The organism is Binatus sp. (SeqCode) (genome assembly GCF_036522015.1).
Lineage (GTDB): Bacteria > Desulfobacterota > Binatia > Binatales > Binataceae > Binatus.
This window is the reverse complement of sequence record NZ_DATDGQ010000092.1, coordinates 1-16,939: the sequence shown is the minus strand read 5'-3', so window position 1 is coordinate 16,939 and position 16,939 is coordinate 1. Positions and strand designations below refer to the sequence as shown.

The 16,939-nt window shown below is 61.9% G+C and carries 15 protein-coding genes; 11 read left to right on the top strand and 4 right to left on the bottom strand.

The window, feature by feature from the left end:
- Positions 1-17 precede the first annotated feature (17 nt).
- Together cimA and cysE are read left to right on the top strand one after the other, a co-directional pair.
- A complete protein-coding gene (cimA, locus tag VIW95_RS03870; RefSeq protein WP_349259285.1) occupies positions 18-1,697 on the top strand; it encodes a citramalate synthase in 1,680 nt (559 codons plus the stop codon).
- 31 nt (positions 1,698-1,728) lie between these two features.
- Positions 1,729-2,445 (top strand): serine O-acetyltransferase, encoded by a 717-nt coding sequence (cysE, locus tag VIW95_RS03865; RefSeq protein WP_331584098.1) that lies wholly within the window; start codon positions 1,729-1,731, stop codon positions 2,443-2,445.
- A 62-nt stretch (positions 2,446-2,507) separates the two neighbouring features.
- On the opposite strand, the gene VIW95_RS03860 is transcribed toward cysE, so the two are convergent.
- Both VIW95_RS03860 and VIW95_RS03855 read right to left on the bottom strand, forming a co-directional pair.
- A complete protein-coding gene (locus VIW95_RS03860) occupies positions 2,508-3,530 on the bottom strand; it encodes a DUF4331 family protein (protein ID WP_331584097.1) in 1,023 nt (340 codons plus the stop codon).
- 95 nt (positions 3,531-3,625) lie between these two features.
- Positions 3,626-4,822, bottom strand: coding sequence for an FAD-binding oxidoreductase (locus VIW95_RS03855; protein ID WP_331584096.1), 1,197 nt, complete (start codon positions 4,820-4,822; stop codon positions 3,626-3,628).
- A gap of 75 nt (positions 4,823-4,897) precedes the next feature.
- Between VIW95_RS03855 and VIW95_RS03850 the strand changes: the two genes are divergently transcribed.
- Genes VIW95_RS03850 through der form a run of 6 tightly spaced genes read left to right on the top strand, consistent with a single transcriptional unit; the run spans position 4,898 to position 11,529 of the window.
- Entirely contained in the window at positions 4,898-6,061 is a 1,164-nt protein-coding gene (locus VIW95_RS03850) for a cysteine desulfurase family protein (RefSeq protein WP_331584095.1), read from the top strand.
- Complete coding sequence (gene mnmA / locus VIW95_RS03845; protein ID WP_331584094.1) at positions 6,058-7,179, top strand: tRNA 2-thiouridine(34) synthase MnmA; 1,122 nt, start codon at positions 6,058-6,060, stop codon at positions 7,177-7,179. Before VIW95_RS03850 ends, mnmA begins: the two co-directional genes overlap by 4 nt.
- Before the next feature lie 2 nt (positions 7,180-7,181).
- Entirely contained in the window at positions 7,182-8,513 is a 1,332-nt protein-coding gene (mtaB, locus tag VIW95_RS03840; protein ID WP_331584093.1) for a tRNA (N(6)-L-threonylcarbamoyladenosine(37)-C(2))-methylthiotransferase MtaB, read from the top strand.
- Positions 8,440-9,201, top strand: coding sequence for a ribonuclease III (rnc, locus tag VIW95_RS03835; RefSeq protein WP_331584092.1), 762 nt, complete (start codon positions 8,440-8,442; stop codon positions 9,199-9,201). Before mtaB ends, rnc begins: the two co-directional genes overlap by 74 nt.
- Entirely contained in the window at positions 9,194-10,081 is an 888-nt protein-coding gene (gene era, locus VIW95_RS03830) for a GTPase Era (protein ID WP_331584091.1), read from the top strand. Before rnc ends, era begins: the two co-directional genes overlap by 8 nt.
- Positions 10,078-11,529, top strand: coding sequence for a ribosome biogenesis GTPase Der (gene der, locus VIW95_RS03825; protein WP_331584090.1), 1,452 nt, complete (start codon positions 10,078-10,080; stop codon positions 11,527-11,529). The genes era and der overlap by 4 nt, the downstream gene beginning before the upstream one ends.
- Positions 11,530-11,551: 22 nt before the next feature.
- Here the strand turns inward: der and VIW95_RS03820 are convergent, their stop codons facing one another.
- Positions 11,552-12,805, bottom strand: coding sequence for a hypothetical protein (locus VIW95_RS03820; RefSeq protein WP_331584089.1), 1,254 nt, complete (start codon positions 12,803-12,805; stop codon positions 11,552-11,554).
- Between the two features lie 20 nt (positions 12,806-12,825).
- Between VIW95_RS03820 and guaA the strand changes: the two genes are divergently transcribed.
- Positions 12,826-14,355, top strand: coding sequence for a glutamine-hydrolyzing GMP synthase (guaA, locus tag VIW95_RS03815; protein WP_331584088.1), 1,530 nt, complete (start codon positions 12,826-12,828; stop codon positions 14,353-14,355).
- Position 14,356: 1 nt separating this feature from the next.
- Entirely contained in the window at positions 14,357-15,802 is a 1,446-nt protein-coding gene (gene gltX, locus VIW95_RS03810) for a glutamate--tRNA ligase (RefSeq protein WP_331584087.1), read from the top strand.
- 8 nt (positions 15,803-15,810) lie between these two features.
- On the opposite strand, the gene VIW95_RS03805 is transcribed toward gltX, so the two are convergent.
- A complete protein-coding gene (locus VIW95_RS03805; RefSeq protein ID WP_331584086.1) occupies positions 15,811-16,323 on the bottom strand; it encodes a hypothetical protein in 513 nt (170 codons plus the stop codon).
- Positions 16,324-16,343: 20 nt separating this feature from the next.
- Between VIW95_RS03805 and clpP the strand changes: the two genes are divergently transcribed.
- Positions 16,344-16,939: ATP-dependent Clp endopeptidase proteolytic subunit ClpP (gene clpP, locus VIW95_RS03800; protein WP_331584085.1), on the top strand; the 596-nt coding region annotated here is incomplete at its 3' end.

Here is a 16,939-nt window from a genome sequence, read left to right as displayed (position 1 = left end):
GAGTCAGTTTGAGTCCGATGGCGGATGCAAAACATATCCAGGTCTACGACACCACGTTGCGCGACGGGTGCCAGTCCGAGGACGTTTCGCTGACGGTCGAGGACAAGGTCACGATTGCCGAGCGGCTCGACGATCTCGGCTTCGACTATATCGAGGGCGGATGGCCGGGCTCGAACGATCGCGACGCGGCATTCTTCAAGGAGATCAAGAAGATAAAGATTCGCCACTCGAAGATTGCGGCCTTCGGCTCGACCCGTCGCTCCGGGGTGCGCGCTTCGGCGGATCGGAATCTTCAGTTGCTGCTGCGCACCGGGACTCAGGTTGCAACGGTGGTCGGCAAGACCTGGGACATGCACGTGCGTGAGGCGCTCAGAATTCCGCTCAACGAAAATCTTGAAATTGTCAATGACACGATTGCCTTCCTGAAAAAGAACTTCGACGAGGCGATCTTCGACGCCGAGCATTTCTTCGACGGCTATTTTCACAATCCCGAGTACGCGCTCGCCTGCCTGAAGGCCGTCGACGACGCAGGCGTTACCCTGATCGCGCTGTGCGACACCAACGGTGGACGCCTGCCGGGTGAAATCGAAGCGGCGGTAACGGCGGCCCGCGCGGCCGTCAATTGCCCGCTCGGAATTCACTGTCACAACGATTCGGAAGTCGCGGTCGCCAACACGCTTGCCGGTGTAAAGGCGGGCGCGACGCAAGTGCAGGGCACCGTCAACGGTTTCGGCGAGCGATGCGGCAACGCGAACCTGGTCTCGGTCGTCGCGAACCTGCAGCTCAAGCTCGGCTACCATTGCGTGCCGCCCGCGAAGCTTAAGACGATGCGCGAGGTCTCGACGCTGGTCTACGAGCTCGCCAACATCACGCCGTTCGCGCGCCAGCCGTACGTCGGCCGCAGCGCGTTCGCGCACAAGGGCGGCCTGCATGTGTCGGGAATCCAGCGCAACACCGCGACCTACGAGCATATCGATCCCGCGCTGCTCGGCAACGATCGACGCGTCCTGCTCTCGGAGCTCTCCGGGCGCGCCAATATAGTGTACAAGGCCAAGGAGTTCGGCCTCGAGATCGATAGTGCCAGCGACGACAAGATCGGCGCGCTGCTCGACGAGCTCAAGCGCCTCGAGGGCGCAGGCTACACCTTCGATGGTGCGGACGCCTCGTTCGAGCTGCTGATGTTGCGCACGCTCGGCCTCGTAAAAGAACATTTCAACTTCGTCAGCTTCCGCGTATTCGACGACAAATGGCACGAGGATCGAGCGCCGTTCAGCGAGGCGGTGGTCGTACTCGAAGGTCCCGACGGCCTGCGCACTCGCAACTCCGCGATCGGCAACGGCCCGGTCAATGCGCTCGACTCGGCGCTGCGGTCTGCGTTGCTGCCGTACTATCCGAATCTCGAAGCGATACAACTCGTCGACTACAAAGTTCGCGTGCTCGACAACGGCGCCGGCACCGAAGCGCGCGTTCGCGTGCTGATCGAATCGACCGACGGCAAGCGCCGATGGGGCACGGTTGGACTGTCGAGCAACGTGGTCGAGGCGAGTTGGCAGGCATTGGTTGACTCGGTCGAATACAAGCTGCACAAGGATAATGTGAAGCCGCGCGCGAAAGCCGCGGCCGGAAAACAAAACGGAACGCGTCCGCGGTCGCCCAAATCCGCGGAGAACAGCCACGCCGCGCGTCCGAAGGCTTGACCCGCGGCGGCCGCCAAAAGAGGAACGAGTCATGGGTGTTCTAAGTCGAATGAGAGAAGACATCCAGTCGGTCTTCGACCGCGACCCTGCCGCGCGCTCCACGATCGAAGTCGTGCTCCTGTATCCGGGTTTGCACGCCATCTGGCACTACCGCGTCGCACATTGGCTCTGGGAGCGTAACTTCAAGTTTCTCGGCCGCTTCGTCAGCGAGATCGCGCGTTTCATCACTGGCATCGAGATTCATCCCGGCGCGAAAATCGGTCGGCGCCTGTTCATCGATCACGGCATGGGCATCGTGATGGGCGAGACCGTGGAAATCGGCGACGACGTCCTCCTCTACCAGGGCGTCACCCTCGGTGGCACCAGCCTCAAGAAGGAAAAGCGGCATCCGACGCTCGAGGATCATGTGATGGTCAGCACGGGCGCGTCGGTGATCGGCCCGGTGCGAATCGGCGAGGGCAGTCGCATCGGCGCGGGCGCGGTGGTCGTGTCGTCGTGTCCGCCGTGGTCAACGGTCGTGGGAATCCCGGGAAAGGTGATCGAGGGCGACAATGCTCGCCACGACGTGATGGAACTCGATCACGTCAAGCTGCCCGATCCGGTCGCGCGCGCGATGGGCAATCTGATCGAGAAGCTCAACCGGATGGGCGTGCGAATGGAAGAGATCGAGGAGCGCCAGGACTGCCTCGAAGACAAAGTCAGCGAGCATCATCCGCCGACCCCCGATCGCATCGCCAACAAGGGCTAGCGATACTGCCAGCCCTCGCCGGCGAGGTTCTCGTTACTTACTAACTGCTGCGCGGGCGCCGCTTAGCTCTTCTTCTGATGCGGCGTACCAATGAACGGGAACTCCTTGAGAATGTCGCTGTGCGGCTTGAGGCCGCTGGGGGGACATTCCTTCTTGGTCAGGAACGCGAGCCGGTAATCGATCACATCGTCAGTGAAGACGCGGCCGTTCGGGTACTTCGCCGGCTTCGACGGATTGAACGTCATCACATCGGGCAGCGTGCCTTCCTTGTCGATTGCCGCAATCGCCTCTTCGCGCGTGTAATTGCCAGTGTGTCCCATCAGATGCACGAACTGATCGAGCCAACGCTTGCGATCGTTCACCGGCTCGCTGGCGTTGTATTCAAGCTTGGTATCGTCGGTGTTGAAGAAGCTGCTGACTGAGGGATGTCCCGCGCGATCGACGTGAAGGAGCTTACCGTCCTGCCGCACGCTGCATCGTCCCCAGATGTGTACCACGGGCTTCGGCGCCAGTTCGCTCGTCGGCAGCTCGATCACGGTCGAGAACACGTTGGCTTCGGTATTGGAATCGACGCCGGTCCACGGCGACTTGCCGCCGAGAGTCGCGAGGTGAGGCTCGGTGAAGTTCCGTTTGCCCCGGATATCGAACAGCGCCTTTATTCCGTCGAAGTCGAAAAAGAACGCGTCACTGCGGCTGCCGGCGAAGAATTTGTACTCGCCCGCCTCGACGATGTTGGGCTTGGGGCCGAACGAGACCTCCGCATCGGCGACGATCTTTTTTCCGACCGCTTCGACGGATCGCGACTCCGCGCCTTTGGCCAGAAACACGTTGAACATCTGCTTGCCGTTTTGTGGTTTTGAAAACACGTAACTGATCGCGATATCTGTCAGCAAATCGCCATCGTTGTCGATGTTGAGGCGGTAGATGGCGTCGGGATGAAGCGCGTCGGCATTCGGATTTGCATTGAGGATGATCACGGTCCTCGCCGGATCCGTCGGCGACTGGAAGGCGTAGAGGTCGCACAGGTCGAGCCGTTGATCGCCGAGCGGCGGCCCGAGGCTTAGGCCGGTAAAGTGATTCGACATTGTTTCTCTCCTTTGAAAATTGAGATCTGATTGCGATGTACGTTCAGGATCGTAACAAACGGTATGTTTAGTGTCGCCTGTTATTTCAGGAGCTATCAGAGCTTGTGTCCGAAGCCCGCGCCCATCTCGTATTCATTCGGACTCTCGATCATTCGCCCGTTCAATATTCGCGCGAAGCCGAACGGCGTCAAATCAACTGTCGTGCTCGTACCGGTCAGAATCAACTCGGAAATCGACGCGCCAACCGCGGGCGCCGTTTTGAATCCCGTCCCGCTGAAGCCGGCCGCGACGAACAGACCCTCGATGCCCGGTACTATGCCCATCACAGCGCGTGCGTCCGGGCTGACGTCGTAAATTCCGGCGTGACCGCGCGAGTAGGGCGCGTCGGCCATCGCAGGGATCCTTTTCGCCAACCGCGCACGCACCGCCGCGACGAAGTCGTCATCGTTGCTCTCGCGGAAATTGTCGGGATTCGCTTCCGCCCCGGGCTTCCATGCACCTAAGCCAGCCAGCGTAAGATCGTCGCCGTGCGGGCGGAAGTAGCTGCCGGCGATCGTATCTATATAAGTACAATGTCGGAGCTGGCGAGGTCGTTTGAAAAATGCGATCTGCGCGCGCTCGCTCTTGATACCGATTTTCAGGCCGAGCGGCGCGAGTAACGCGTCGGTCCACGGGCCAGCCACGACGCATACCGCATCGGCCTCACACGTGCGTCCACTGTTGTCGATCACGCCTACCGCGCGGCTGCCGCGATGCGCAATTTTCGCGACCGATGTGGCCAGCGAAAACTCCGCGCCCAGCTTTCGCGCAGCGGCCGCCAGCGACTCCGTCGTCGCGACGGGCTCGGCGTATCCGCTGTGCGGTTCGATCGCCGCGAGCGCGATATCGTCGACGAACGCGTGAGGCTCGCGCTTCTGCAATTCAGCCGCGGTTACGATCTCTGTATCGACGCCGACGCGCTGGAGCATCGCCACGTTCGCGCGCAGCCGCCCTGCGTTGCGCTCGTCAACGACAATCGCGAAACCAGTCTCGACGAAACCGCATCGCCCTCCCACCAGCTCGTTCCAATGCTGAAAATAATGGAGGCTTTTCCACGCCAGCTCGGCTTCCGGCGCGAACGTATAGTGCATCCTGAGCAGCGCGCCCGACCGTGCCGACATCCCGGCGCAAATTCCGCCTTTGTCGAATACCCGCACGCGAGCGCCGCCGCGCGCGAGATGGAACGCAAGCGAGCATCCCACCACGCCCGCGCCAATTACGATTATGTTTGTGCTCGATGCCGCCTGCGTCACGCGGAGCCCCCGTCTTTTTCCAACGATCGGTGTACGATAAGCTAATCGCCGCACTGGTGGCGAACAAAACCGTCCATGCCAATTTATCTCGATCATAACGCCGGCGCTCCGCTTCGAGCCGAAGCCGCCGCCGCGATTTCGCAGCTGCTGACCAATGCGCGAGGGAATCCTTCGTCGGTGCATCGCTCGGGGCAGCGCTCGCGCCGGATGCTCGAAGCTGCGCGCGCGCAGGTTGCGTTGGTTGTCGGCGCCGAGGCGCGGCAGATGGTATTTACCAGCGGCGGCACCGAGTCGAACAATCTTGCAATCTTTGGCGCGATCACAGCGGCGTCGCGGCGGCGCAAAATTATTTCATCCGAAATCGAGCACTCGTCGATCCTTGCTCCGCTGGCGGAACTCGAACGCCGCGGCTTCGAGGTGGTGCGAGTTGCGCCCGATTCCGATGGACGTATCGATCCCGCGCGCGTACTCGCCACGCTCAATAGCGACACCGCGCTTGTCACGCTTGGACTCGCGAACTCCGAAGTCGGAACGATTCAGGATCTCGCGCCGCTCGCTTCCGTGTGCAGCGCGACCGGTGCGCTGTTTCATATTGATGCGGCGCAGGCGGTTGGCAGAATACCGGTCGATGTGGCAGCGCTCGGATGCGATCTGATGACTCTCAGCGGCCACAAGCTTGGCGCGCCCGGTGGGGTTGGCGCTTTGTATGTCCGCGACGCTGCGCGCATTGCGCCGATCGTTTTCGGCGGACCGCATGAGGCCGGCATGCGCGCAGGCACTCCGAATCTACTTGGCGCCGTTGCGTTTGGCGCCGCGACCGAGGCGGCGATGAATGCGATGCGCGACGAATCAGATCGAATCGGTTCGCTCGCGAGGTCGCTGCTGAAGAGACTTGGCGAGACGATTCCCGGACTTCGCTTGAACGGCCCGCTAACCGGCGGGTTGCCGAATACGCTCAGCCTCACGTTTCCGAGCGTGCTCGGCGAGAGCATGCTGATAGCGCTCGACCTCGAAGGCGTTGAAGTTTCGATGGGCTCGGCGTGCGCGGCGGGCGCCGTCGAGCCGTCGCACGTGCTGCGCGCGATGGGTCGCAGCATTGCCGACGCGCGCAGCTCGCTGAGAATCAGCCTTGGATGGAACAACACTGCGGATGAAATCGACGCCGTCGCGGAGACCATCCCGGCGGTCTGGCGGCGCGTCGCCGACGCCGAGCCTCTATCGGAGGTGAGCGCGCGATGAAGCGCCGAGTGTTGGTTGCGATGTCGGGCGGAGTGGACAGCAGTGTCGCGGCGGCGATTCTGCGCGAGGATGGTTACGACGTCGTCGGCGTCGCGATGCGGCTTGCGCCGGAGCCGTTCGCGCCGGCCTCGACCGCGCCGGTGGCGAAGCGCCGCGGCACCTGCTGCTCGCATGACGACTTCGAAGATGCGCGCCGGGTGGCGGAGCGAATGGATTTTCCGTTCTACGTGATCGATTTGCGCGCCGACTTCGCCGCGCGCGTGGTCGATAACTTCGTCGCCGAATATCTCGGCGGGCGCACGCCGAATCCGTGCGTGATGTGCAATCGCGAGATCAAATTCGATCGCTTGTGGAGCCGCGCCCACGCGCTGAACGCCGACTACGTGGCGACCGGACATTATGCGCGGATAGAGCAGGGCGCCGACGCACGGTTTCATCTGCTGCGTGCCGCGGATGATTCGAAAGATCAGTCGTATTTTCTTTTCACGCTCGGGCAGGACGAGTTGTCGCGCACAATGTTTCCGCTTGGCGCGATGACCAAGACCGAAGTTCGCGCGCGCGCTCGCGCGTTGGGGCTCGCGACCGCGGACAAGCCCGAGAGCCAGGAAATCTGCTTCGTTCCCGACGGCGACTACGCCAGTTTTGTCGAACGCCGAAGCGATCCCGCGCAACTCCGCCCAGGGTCGATCGTCGACATCAAAGGAAAGCGGCTCGCGGATCATTCCGGCGTGCATCGATTCACCGTCGGACAGCGCCGAGGAATGGGGATCGCGAGTGGCGAGCGGCTGTACGTCCGCGAGATTCGAGCTGAATCGGGCGAGGTCGTGGCAGGACCGCGCGAGGAGCTGGATTCGTCCGGCTTGATCGCGAACCGGGTCAGCCTGGTCGATGATTCAATAGCGTCGGGCGGCGAGCTGAGCGTTGAGGTGAAGATTCGCTATCGGCATCGCGCGCTCCCGGCTACGATGCGCGTCGATTCCGCGCGCCGCGCCGAAATTCGCTTCGCGGCGGTCGGTCCCGCGGTGACGCCGGGACAGGCGTGCGTCTTTTACCGCGGCGAGGAAGTGCTAGGCGGCGGATTTATCGAACGGGCGATCACTGCAGAACGAGCAACCTGACTATGGCAACGCGCTTCGCAATCGCAACGCTCGGCTGCAAGGTCAATCAGTACGATTCGGCAATAATCGAGTCGCGCCTCAGCGCGCGTGGGATGGAGCGTCGTGAATTCACCGAACAGGCCGACGTCTATATCGTCAACACCTGCACGATAACCGATCGCGCCGACGCGGAGAGTCTGCGGATTGCGCGGCGCGCGCGACGTCTGAACCCGAACGCGCGCATCGTCATGACCGGATGCCTGGCGCAGGCGAGTCCGGAGGTGCTGGCGCGAGCGTCGGAGGTCGATGCGGTGATCGGGCTCGGCAGGCTCGATGACCTCGAGCGCGCAGTGGCTTCAGGAGCCGGTGAGCGCGTGATGGTCACGAATCTGCGCAAGGAAAAAGCGCCGATCGAACTGGCCGCCGTCACGCTCGACGGTCATACGCGCGCGTTCCTGAAGTTGCAGGAGGGCTGCGACCAGTTCTGCACTTTCTGCATCGTGCCGTTCTCGCGCGGCACTTCGCGAAGTGTCGAGCCTCGACGCGTGATGTCCGCGCTTGACGATCTTCATGCGCGCGGCTTCAAGGAAGTCGTGCTCACCGGAGTTCATCTTGGCGGCTACGGCAAGGACCTCGAGCCGCCGGTCGAACTGGCCGATTTGCTCGAGATGATCGCCGAGCGCTGCCCGCTCGAAAGGGTACGAATTAGCTCGCTCGATCCTGAAGAGTTGAGCGATCGGATCCTGGAAATTATTTCGCACAGCGCAAAATTCTGCCCGCATCTGCATCTGCCACTGCAGTCTGGCGACGACGAGACCTTGTCGCGGATGCGCCGCCGCTATCAGCGCGACTACTTTCGCGATCGCGTCGAGCGCGTGCTGGACGCGTGGCCCGACGCCGCGATCGGCACCGATCTGATCGTCGGTTTTCCGGGCGAGACCGGAACGCAGTTCGAGTCGTACTATGATTTCGTCGAGTCGATGCCGCTCGCGTACTTTCACGTGTTCCCATATTCGGTAAGAGTCGGGACCACGGCGGCGAAGTTTTCCGGGCGCGTGAAGCCAGCCGAGATTAAGCAGCGCGCCGCGCTGATGCGCGAATTGGGCGAGCGCAAGCGGGTGGAATTCGCCCGGCGCTTCGTCGGAACAAAACTTAAGGTATTACTTGAAGAACGCGGGCCGGATGGCGATCTGCGCGGTTACAGCCGCAACTACGTGCGGGTATCGACGCAGGGCTCCGACGAACTGACAAACCGCGAAGTCGAGGTGGAGGCGGCAACCGTTGAAGGCACCCAACTGGTTGGGGAGATTGTTCGGCCGTGGGCGGACGGAATGGCCTGCGGCGGGGCCTCCTGAAAATCCCGGCACCAAACTCGAGCGGGTGCTCGGCTACGCGTTCGCACGCGGGGAACTGCTCGATACCGCGTTGACGCATCCGAGCGCGGCGGTCGGCAGCGACGTCCATTACGAGCGGCTGGAATTTCTTGGCGACGCGGTGCTCGATCTTGCAATCGCGGATTTGCTGATGCGGAAGTTCCCGACCGCGAAGGAAGGCCCGTTGTCCAAGCAGCGAGCGTCGATCGTGAACGCACGCACGCTGGCGCTCAAGGCACAGGCGATTGAATTAAACGAGATGATGCGGCTGGGCAAAGGCGAAGAAAAAAGCGGCGGCCGCGAGAAGACCTCGATCCTGGCCGCCGTGTTCGAGGCGGTGATCGGCGCGATCTACACCGACGGCGGGCTGGCGCCAGCGCAGCAAGTGGTCGAGCGCCTGTTTGAAAACGATATTGGCGGGCCGGCGGCGGAACGCGATTATAAAACCGAATTGCAGGAAGTTGCCTACCGCCATTTTCGCACCCAGCCGGTCTACGAACTGATCGGTACCGAAGGCCCCGATCACGCCAAGCGCTTCACTACTCGAATCCGGATCGCGGGCCGCGAACTCGGCGTGGCCGAAGGCGGCAGCAAGAAGCAGAGCGAGCAGGCTGCCGCGCGCCTCGCGCTTGACCGGATCGAAGAAGAACGGGGCGAGCGCGATGGGTGAGCATCGCGCGGGATTCGTCGCGGTCGCGGGCCGCACCAACGTCGGCAAATCGACGCTGGTAAATCGGCTGGTGGGACACAAGGTCGCAATCGTCACGCCGCGTCCGCAGACCACGCGCCGGCGAATTCTCGGAATCCGCAGCGACGACGACGCACAGATCCTGCTGATCGACACGCCCGGCCTGCATGAAGCGAAGAAGCAACTGAATCAGCGCATGGTGCAGACGGCGCGCCGCGCGATCGCGGAGGGCGAAGTCATTCTGGCTGTTGTCGAAGCGGGCGATCATCTGAACCCGGGAGATCGTGCGGTGCTGATTGACATTCGCTCGCTCGGCCGTCCGACGGTGGTTGCGATTAACAAAGTCGATAAAATCCCGCGCGCGCAGCTCCTGCCGCTAATAGAGGAAATCCACCAGGGATTTCCCGGCGCCGAGATCGTGCCGATAAGCGCGCTCACCGGCGAGAACGTCGGCGAGTTGCTGGCGACTTTGAAGCGGATGCTGCCGGAGAGCCCGGAGCTGATGTCGCCTGATGAATACACCGATCAGACTGAGCGAATGATCGCAGAAGAAATCGTGCGCGAGAAGATTTTTCTGAAAATGCGCCAGGAGATACCGTTCTCGACCGCCGTCAAGGTCGAGAAATTTGAAGACGACGCGGAGCGCAAACTCAAGCGGATCGGCGCCACGGTGGTCGTCGATCGCGAGTCGCACAAGGGCATGCTGATCGGCGCGGGCGGAGGCACGCTCAAGGAGATCGGCACGGCGGCGCGGCTCGAGCTCGAGGAGATCCTCGGCACCCGCGTGTTTTTAGAAATCGTCGTCAAGGTCGAGCGTGACTGGACACGCGATCCGCGCAAGCTCACGGAGTTTGGGCTGTGACCAATCCGCGCAGAACCTCTGGCGTCGAGGCGCGCCGAATTGCCGCCGAAGGACTGCCCGCCGTGGTGCTGGTGGGGCGCGCGAACGCGGGCAAGTCCACGCTGTTCAATCGAATCACCAAGGGCGGGCGCGCGATCACCAGCGCGATCCCCGGCACCACGCGCGATCTGAATTTCGCCCGCGCGAAATACGGCGATCGCGAATTTGTCGTGATCGACAGTGGCGGCCTGGAGCTCGGCGGGCATGAGCGGATGACCGAGCGAATCGTCAGCGAGGCGCTGGCCGCAGTCGGCGTCGCCGACGTCGTTGTTTTCATGCTCGATGGCAGGGGCGGGTTGAGCGAGGCTGACGCGGAGGCGCTCGCGCTCGTGCGCGAAACCGGCTGCCCGCTGATTTTGGCGGTCAACAAGATCGATTCGCCGGGGCAGGAGTCCCAAGCTTCCGAATTCTACGCGCTCGGAGGCGACGAATTGCTTTTCATCTCGGCGGCGCACGGCCGCGGAGTCGAAGAACTGCTCGATCAAGTCGTCGCGCGGTTGCCGGAACATAAGGACGCTGCGGCCGCAGCTCCGGATTTGCGGCTCGCGCTGATCGGCCGCCCCAACGTCGGGAAATCGTCGATCCTCAATCGGTTGTCGGGATTCGAGCGTGCAATCGTCGACGACACTCCCGGCACGACGCGCGATCCGGTGGACGTTCGGCTCTCCTCGCATGGCCGCGACGTGCTGCTGATCGATACGGCCGGAATACGACGGCCGCCGCGTATCGCAGGCGAGCTCGAGCATCATTCGGTGGGCCGCGCGATCGAGACGATTCGGCGCGCCAACGTCGCGCTGCTGGTGATCGACGCGAGCGAGGGAATCACCGACCAGGACGCGCGGCTGGCGCGGCTGGTGGACAGCAGCGATCGAGCGATGGTGATCGTGTGCAACAAGTGGGACGTTGCGGCGAAGCAGGGGCGCAAGGTCGCGGCGTTCGTCCGAGATGCGCACGAGCGTTATCCGTTCCTCGAGTATGCGACGATGGTGTTCACGTCGGCGGTGACCGGCGACGGAATCGACGGGATCATCCCGGCGGCGATTGCGGCGGGAGATTCGTGGCGCGCGGTGTTTCAAACGTCGATGCTGAATCGCACGCTGGCCGAGGCGACGGCCGCGATGGATCCACCGCAAGTCGACCGGCGGCGGCTGAACCTGATGTATGTGACGCAAGTCGGCAACGCGCCGCCCCGACTTCGATTCTTCACCAACGTCGAGCGTGGTATCCCGGCGCATTACGTGCGCTTTATCGAAACGCGATTTCGAAAATCGCTCGGCCTGGTCGGAACTCCTCTACGGCTGGATTTTCGGCGCACCGGACGCTCGTGGGTGCAAGGCGCTCCGCCGCGCCCCACCCGCAGCAAGCCCCGCAACCGTCCCGCCCCGGGAAGCAAACCAGCCCGCGCGTAGCGAAAGCCGCGTTTCGTCCCAACTAGTTCGAGTCGTAGTGTACATCGGCGAGAATGTAGTTCTGAAGCGCCGCGTTCCATTTGTACGTGTAGAGCACTTCTACGCCACAAGGGTACTCGGCGCATCCCGACACGACCAGTTTATCTGCCGTTGGCGCATCCGCTTTCTTTTGACTATGGCGTGATGCCGATGTTGACGCGGACGTTGGGGTAGCCGCGGGAGAAGCTCGAAAGCCAAACCCTCCTCCGAGTTCTCCTCCGTTCGAACTTGACGTGACTTCGGCGTAAAGCTGCTTCAAGGGTCGCGTGGGGGTCTCCCCGGGAGTTGACGTCTGAGGCGCCGCAGGCTCTACGACTCCGCCTCCTTGCAGGAAGTCGCCACGATAGATCGCGCGGATTTGTCCTGCCACGCAACCGAAGACATACAGATATCCCCAGGTGCCAGTTCCGGTGCGATGATCCGACCCGAACGAGATAAGCCGGCGATCCGCACTTATCATTCGGTCGTCGTCGACTTCCACGTACCAGTCGCACACCTTATCGCTCTCGTAGCAGCCCTGGCCATGGATGAACGGATATCCCCCAGAACCGTCTCCGGGAGAGTCGCCGTTCGCGAGGATGATCAAATCATTTGCTTTCGCGGTCTTTAACTCCTTGCAGGGCATCTGTTTTGGAGGAGCAGGTATGAGGCTCGCGTTGTCCTCGTTATCCCTGTAGCGACGAATCCGTGGGTCCCAGACGAAGTCAATTCTGTCGACGTCATTGCCGGGAAACGGCGTTTCAGAGCCTCTTAGAACAACCTCGTCCCGGCTGGCGTGTTCGATAGTTATTAGTCCCGAAAGGTTGTCGGAGGTGAGTAGTCTTTTCGCTTGACCGGCCACGCAACCGAACACATATGCCGCGCCTGCCGGTGTCCCTTTCGCCGACGGGCGCGTGACCAACAGACGACGATCCCGACCGAGCATTTCGTCATGCACGATCGTAGCCTTCTCGCATAACTCTCCAATGGGGTTGCTTGATCCTTTTGCCGTGCAGTTGACGCTGGGCGAGTAATTGTCTGCGTTGGAGTCGAGGTCTGGGAGTGCGAGCAGATCGTTGGGGTTGACCCTCGAAAGATCAGCGCATGCGCTACCGCCCGCGAAAGCCAAGCGGCCCATAAGCAAAATGCACGCGAGCAAAGCAATCGGACCGGCGGCTGGTTTCACGACTTTAATAACGATAGTACGTAAATCCTTGTGAAGCGTTGCGCGCGGTGACGTTTCGACGCCGTGCCGCATCCGGTATATTTCAATATACAGTGATCCTCATTCTTGATTTCGGCAGCCAGTACACGCAGCTAATCGCACGGCGCGTGCGCGAGGCGAACGTGTATTGTGAAATCCATCCGTTCAATTTCGCGCCTGAAAAAATCCGCGCGCTCAATCCCCGCGGAATCATTCTTTCCGGCGGACCAGCCAGCCTCTACGAAGAAAATGCGCCCGATATCGCCGACGAAGTGCTCAATCTCGGATGCCCCGTGCTCGGAATTTGCTACGGGCTGTACGTAATCGCGCAGCACATGGGCGCGCGCAGCGTGAGCTCGCGACAGCGCGAGTACGGGCCGGCGACCCTGGTGATTGACGGCGACGATGTGCTGTTCGAGGGGCTCGACGGGCGCGAGCATCGCGTCTGGATGAGTCACGGCGATCGCGTCGAGGCAATTCCCGGCGCACTGTGCGCGATTGCCCATAGCGACAACTCCCCGTACGCGGCGTTCAAGACGCGCGACGGGCGCGTTCGCGGCATCCAGTTTCATCCCGAGGTCGTTCACACGCCGTGCGGCACGCAAGTGCTGCGCAACTTCGTGCTGAAAATTTGCGGAGAGCGCGGCGATTGGACGATGGCGAATTTTGTCGAGACCAAACTCGCAGAGATTCGCAAGCAGGTCGGCCCGAGCGACAAAGTCCTGATGGGATTGTCGGGCGGCGTCGATTCGTCGGTGGCGGCGGCCCTGATACATCGCGCAATCGGCCCGCGGCTGCATTGCGTTTTCGTCGATACCGGATTGCTTCGCGCGGGCGAGCGCGAGCGGATGGAAAATACCTTCGCGGGCCAGCTTGGAATCGATCTGAAGGTGACCGACGCGTCCGAGCTGTTTCTGTCGCGGCTGGCGGGCGTCATTGACCCCGAGCAGAAGCGGCGCATCATCGGGCATACATTCATCGACGTGTTCGAATCCGAGGAAGTCGTCAAGGGCGCGAAATTTCTCGGCCAGGGAACGCTCTACCCCGACGTGATCGAGTCGGTGTCGTTCAAGGGCCCGTCGGCGGTGATCAAGAGCCATCACAATGTCGGCGGATTGCCGGAGCGGATGCGGCTGGAGCTGGTCGAACCGCTGCGCGAGTTGTTCAAAGATGAAGTGCGCGAAGCAGGGCGACAGCTCGGGCTCGCGCCAGAGGTCGTTGATCGCGAGCCGTTTCCCGGACCCGGCCTGGCGGTGAGAATCGTCGGCGAGGTCACGCGCGATCGGCTCGATCTGCTGCGTCGCGCCGACGCTATCGTGATGGAAGAGACCGCGGCCGCCGGCTTCGGCCTCAAACTGTGGCAGGCGTTCGCCGTGCTGCTGCCGCTCAAGACGGTCGGCGTGATGGGCGACGGGCGCAGCTACGAAAGCGTGATTGCGATTCGCGCGGTCGAGTCGATGGACGGGATGACCGCGGATTGGGCGCGGCTCGACCCGGCGTTTCTCGCGCGCGTCTCGAGCCGCATCACCAACGAGGTCAAGGGCGTCAACCGCGTCGTTTACGACATCACGTCGAAGCCGCCGGCGACGATCGAGTGGGAGTGAAGTGACGGTTCGCACGCGTTTCGCGCCGAGTCCGACCGGCTCGCTGCACATCGGTAACGTCCGCTCGGGGCTGTTCGCGTATCTGTACGCGCGGCACACCCGCGGCACATTTATTCTGCGCATCGACGACACCGATGTTGAGCGATCGACGAAAGAGTCGCTCGAGGAACAGCTCGCGGACTTGAAATGGCTCGGGATGGAATGGGACGAAGGCCCGCCCGACGAGACCTATTTTCAAACCAATCGAGTCGTGCGGCATCGCGAGGCGGCGCTGAAACTTTTGCGCGAGCGAAAAGCATATCCATGCTACTGCTCGGCGGAAGAACTCGACGCCAAGCGCAAGCAGGCCGAGCGCGAGCATCGCAGGCCGGTGTACGATCGCAAATGTCGCGGCCTCGACTTCCCCACCGATCTCGCGCTGCCCGATAAATCCGCCGGCCGCAACTATACGATCCGATTCGCGATGCCGCTGGACGGCGAGACCGTCGTCGACGATCTGGTGAAGGGCCGCATCGTCTTCCAGAACAGCGAGCTCGATGACTTCATCATCGTGCGATCGGACGGCTCGCCGATTTACAACTTCGCGAGCATCCTCGACGACGTTGACATGAATGTGACCCACATCGTTCGCGGCGACGACCATGTCTCGAACACGCCCCGCCAGATGCAGATGGCGTATGCGTTGGGATTCACACCACCCGCGTTTGCACATCTGCCGCAGGTGATGGGACCGGACGGCTCGAAGCTGTCCAAGCGTCACGGCGCGACCTCGGTCGTCGCGTATCGCGAGGCCGGCTATTTCCCGGAGGCGCTGCTGAATTACCTGGCGCGGCTGGGATGGTCGCATGGCGATCAGGAAATCTTCTCGAAGGACGAGCTGATCGACTATTTTGGCTTCGAGGCGTGCGGAAAATCAGCCGGCGTATTCAACGCCGAGAAATTGCTCTGGCTTAATTTTCACTACCTGAAAGCACGGCCGCTTCCGCAATTGGTCGCAGAGGTCAAACCGTTCATCGCCAAACGGGGATGGACGATTCCGGGCGACGACGCCTGGCTCGAAAGGGCCGTAGCGACGCTCCACGAGCGCGCCAAGACGCTGGTCGAGCTGGTGGACTTCGCATCGTTTTATCTCAACGACGACATCGAGCTCGATGCGAAAGCCTCGGCGAAATTTCTGAAGCCGGAAATCGCGGAGCCGTTGCGCACGCTGGCGGTTGAACTCGAGGCAGGCGAGGGCGAGTTCAGCGAAGCGTCGGTGCAAGCGGTGTTCGAGTCCGTCCTTGCGAGGTTCGACCTCAAGCTCGGACAGCTCGCGCAGCCGGTCCGCGTGGCGCTCACCGGCGGAACCGTCAGCCCGGGAATTTACGAGGTGATCGCGGTGCTCGGCAAACGCCGCACCGTCGATCGTATGAACGCCGCCGTACGCCGAATCGAGCAGCCCGCCTAGCGGCGACTTCACTTCGCGCTGGTCGGTGGCAGGACGAGAATCTGCCCGTTCATCTCCGGTTGGTGCACCGCGCAATAGAAATTAAAGATTCCGTCCCTGTGAAATGTGAAAATGTACGACGTCTTGGTGAGCGGCATCAGCTTCAGATGCATCAAGACGGTCGAATCCGGCGCTGCGAGCATGAAGTCGTGCTCGTCGTCAGGCTGCAGGTTCCAGAACGTGAGCATGGTCGGCACCTCACGCCGAATCGCGATGAACGTTGGCGAGAATGCGTAAACCTCGCCGAATTTCGCGACGGTCTCCTTGGGTCCAGTCTCTTTGATCGCGACCGCCTCGGTCAGAACGATCACCTCAGCTTCCGGATTGCCCTCCTTCGTGACAGAAACGATCTTCGACGCGGCCGCATCCGGCAGATAAAAGTTCTTATCCATTGGTGGCGCCGCGCCAGCGCTCGCGACGCCGATCAATATCGTCAACGCCGCCGACAAAACTCGGCGCCAAATCCCTTCCCAGTTACGCATCCAAATAGTACCTTTGTTGCATGAGTGTATTAGTACCATACGTAGTCGAGCAGACCGGCCGAGGCGAACGTTCGTACGACATCTATTCGAGACTGCTCAAGGATCGAATCGTGTTCCTGGGCGGCACAGTGAGCGACGACCTCGCCAACCTGGTCACTGCTCAACTCCTGTTCCTCGAGTCCGAGGATCCCGAGCGCGAGATCAATATGTACATCAACTCGCCGGGCGGCTCGGTCACCGCCGGGCTGGCCATCTACGACACGATGCAATTCGTGAAGCCTCCTGTCTCGACGCTATGCGTAGGTCAGGCCGCCAGCATGGGATCACTCTTGTTGGCTGCAGGAGCCAAAGGCAAGCGATACGCGCTGCCGCATTCGCGCATTTTGATCCATCAAGTCTCGGGCGGGTTCGAGGGCCAGGCGAGCGATATCGAGATTCACGCGCGCGAGGCATTGCGTCTTCGCGAAATCCTGAATGACATACTCGCTCATCACACCGGCCAGAACGTCAAGAAGATTGAGAAGGATACCGACCGCGACAACTTCATGTCCGCGGCTCAAGCAGTCGAGTACGGACTTATCGACGAAGTGATTTCCGGCCGGCCAATCAAGGCCTC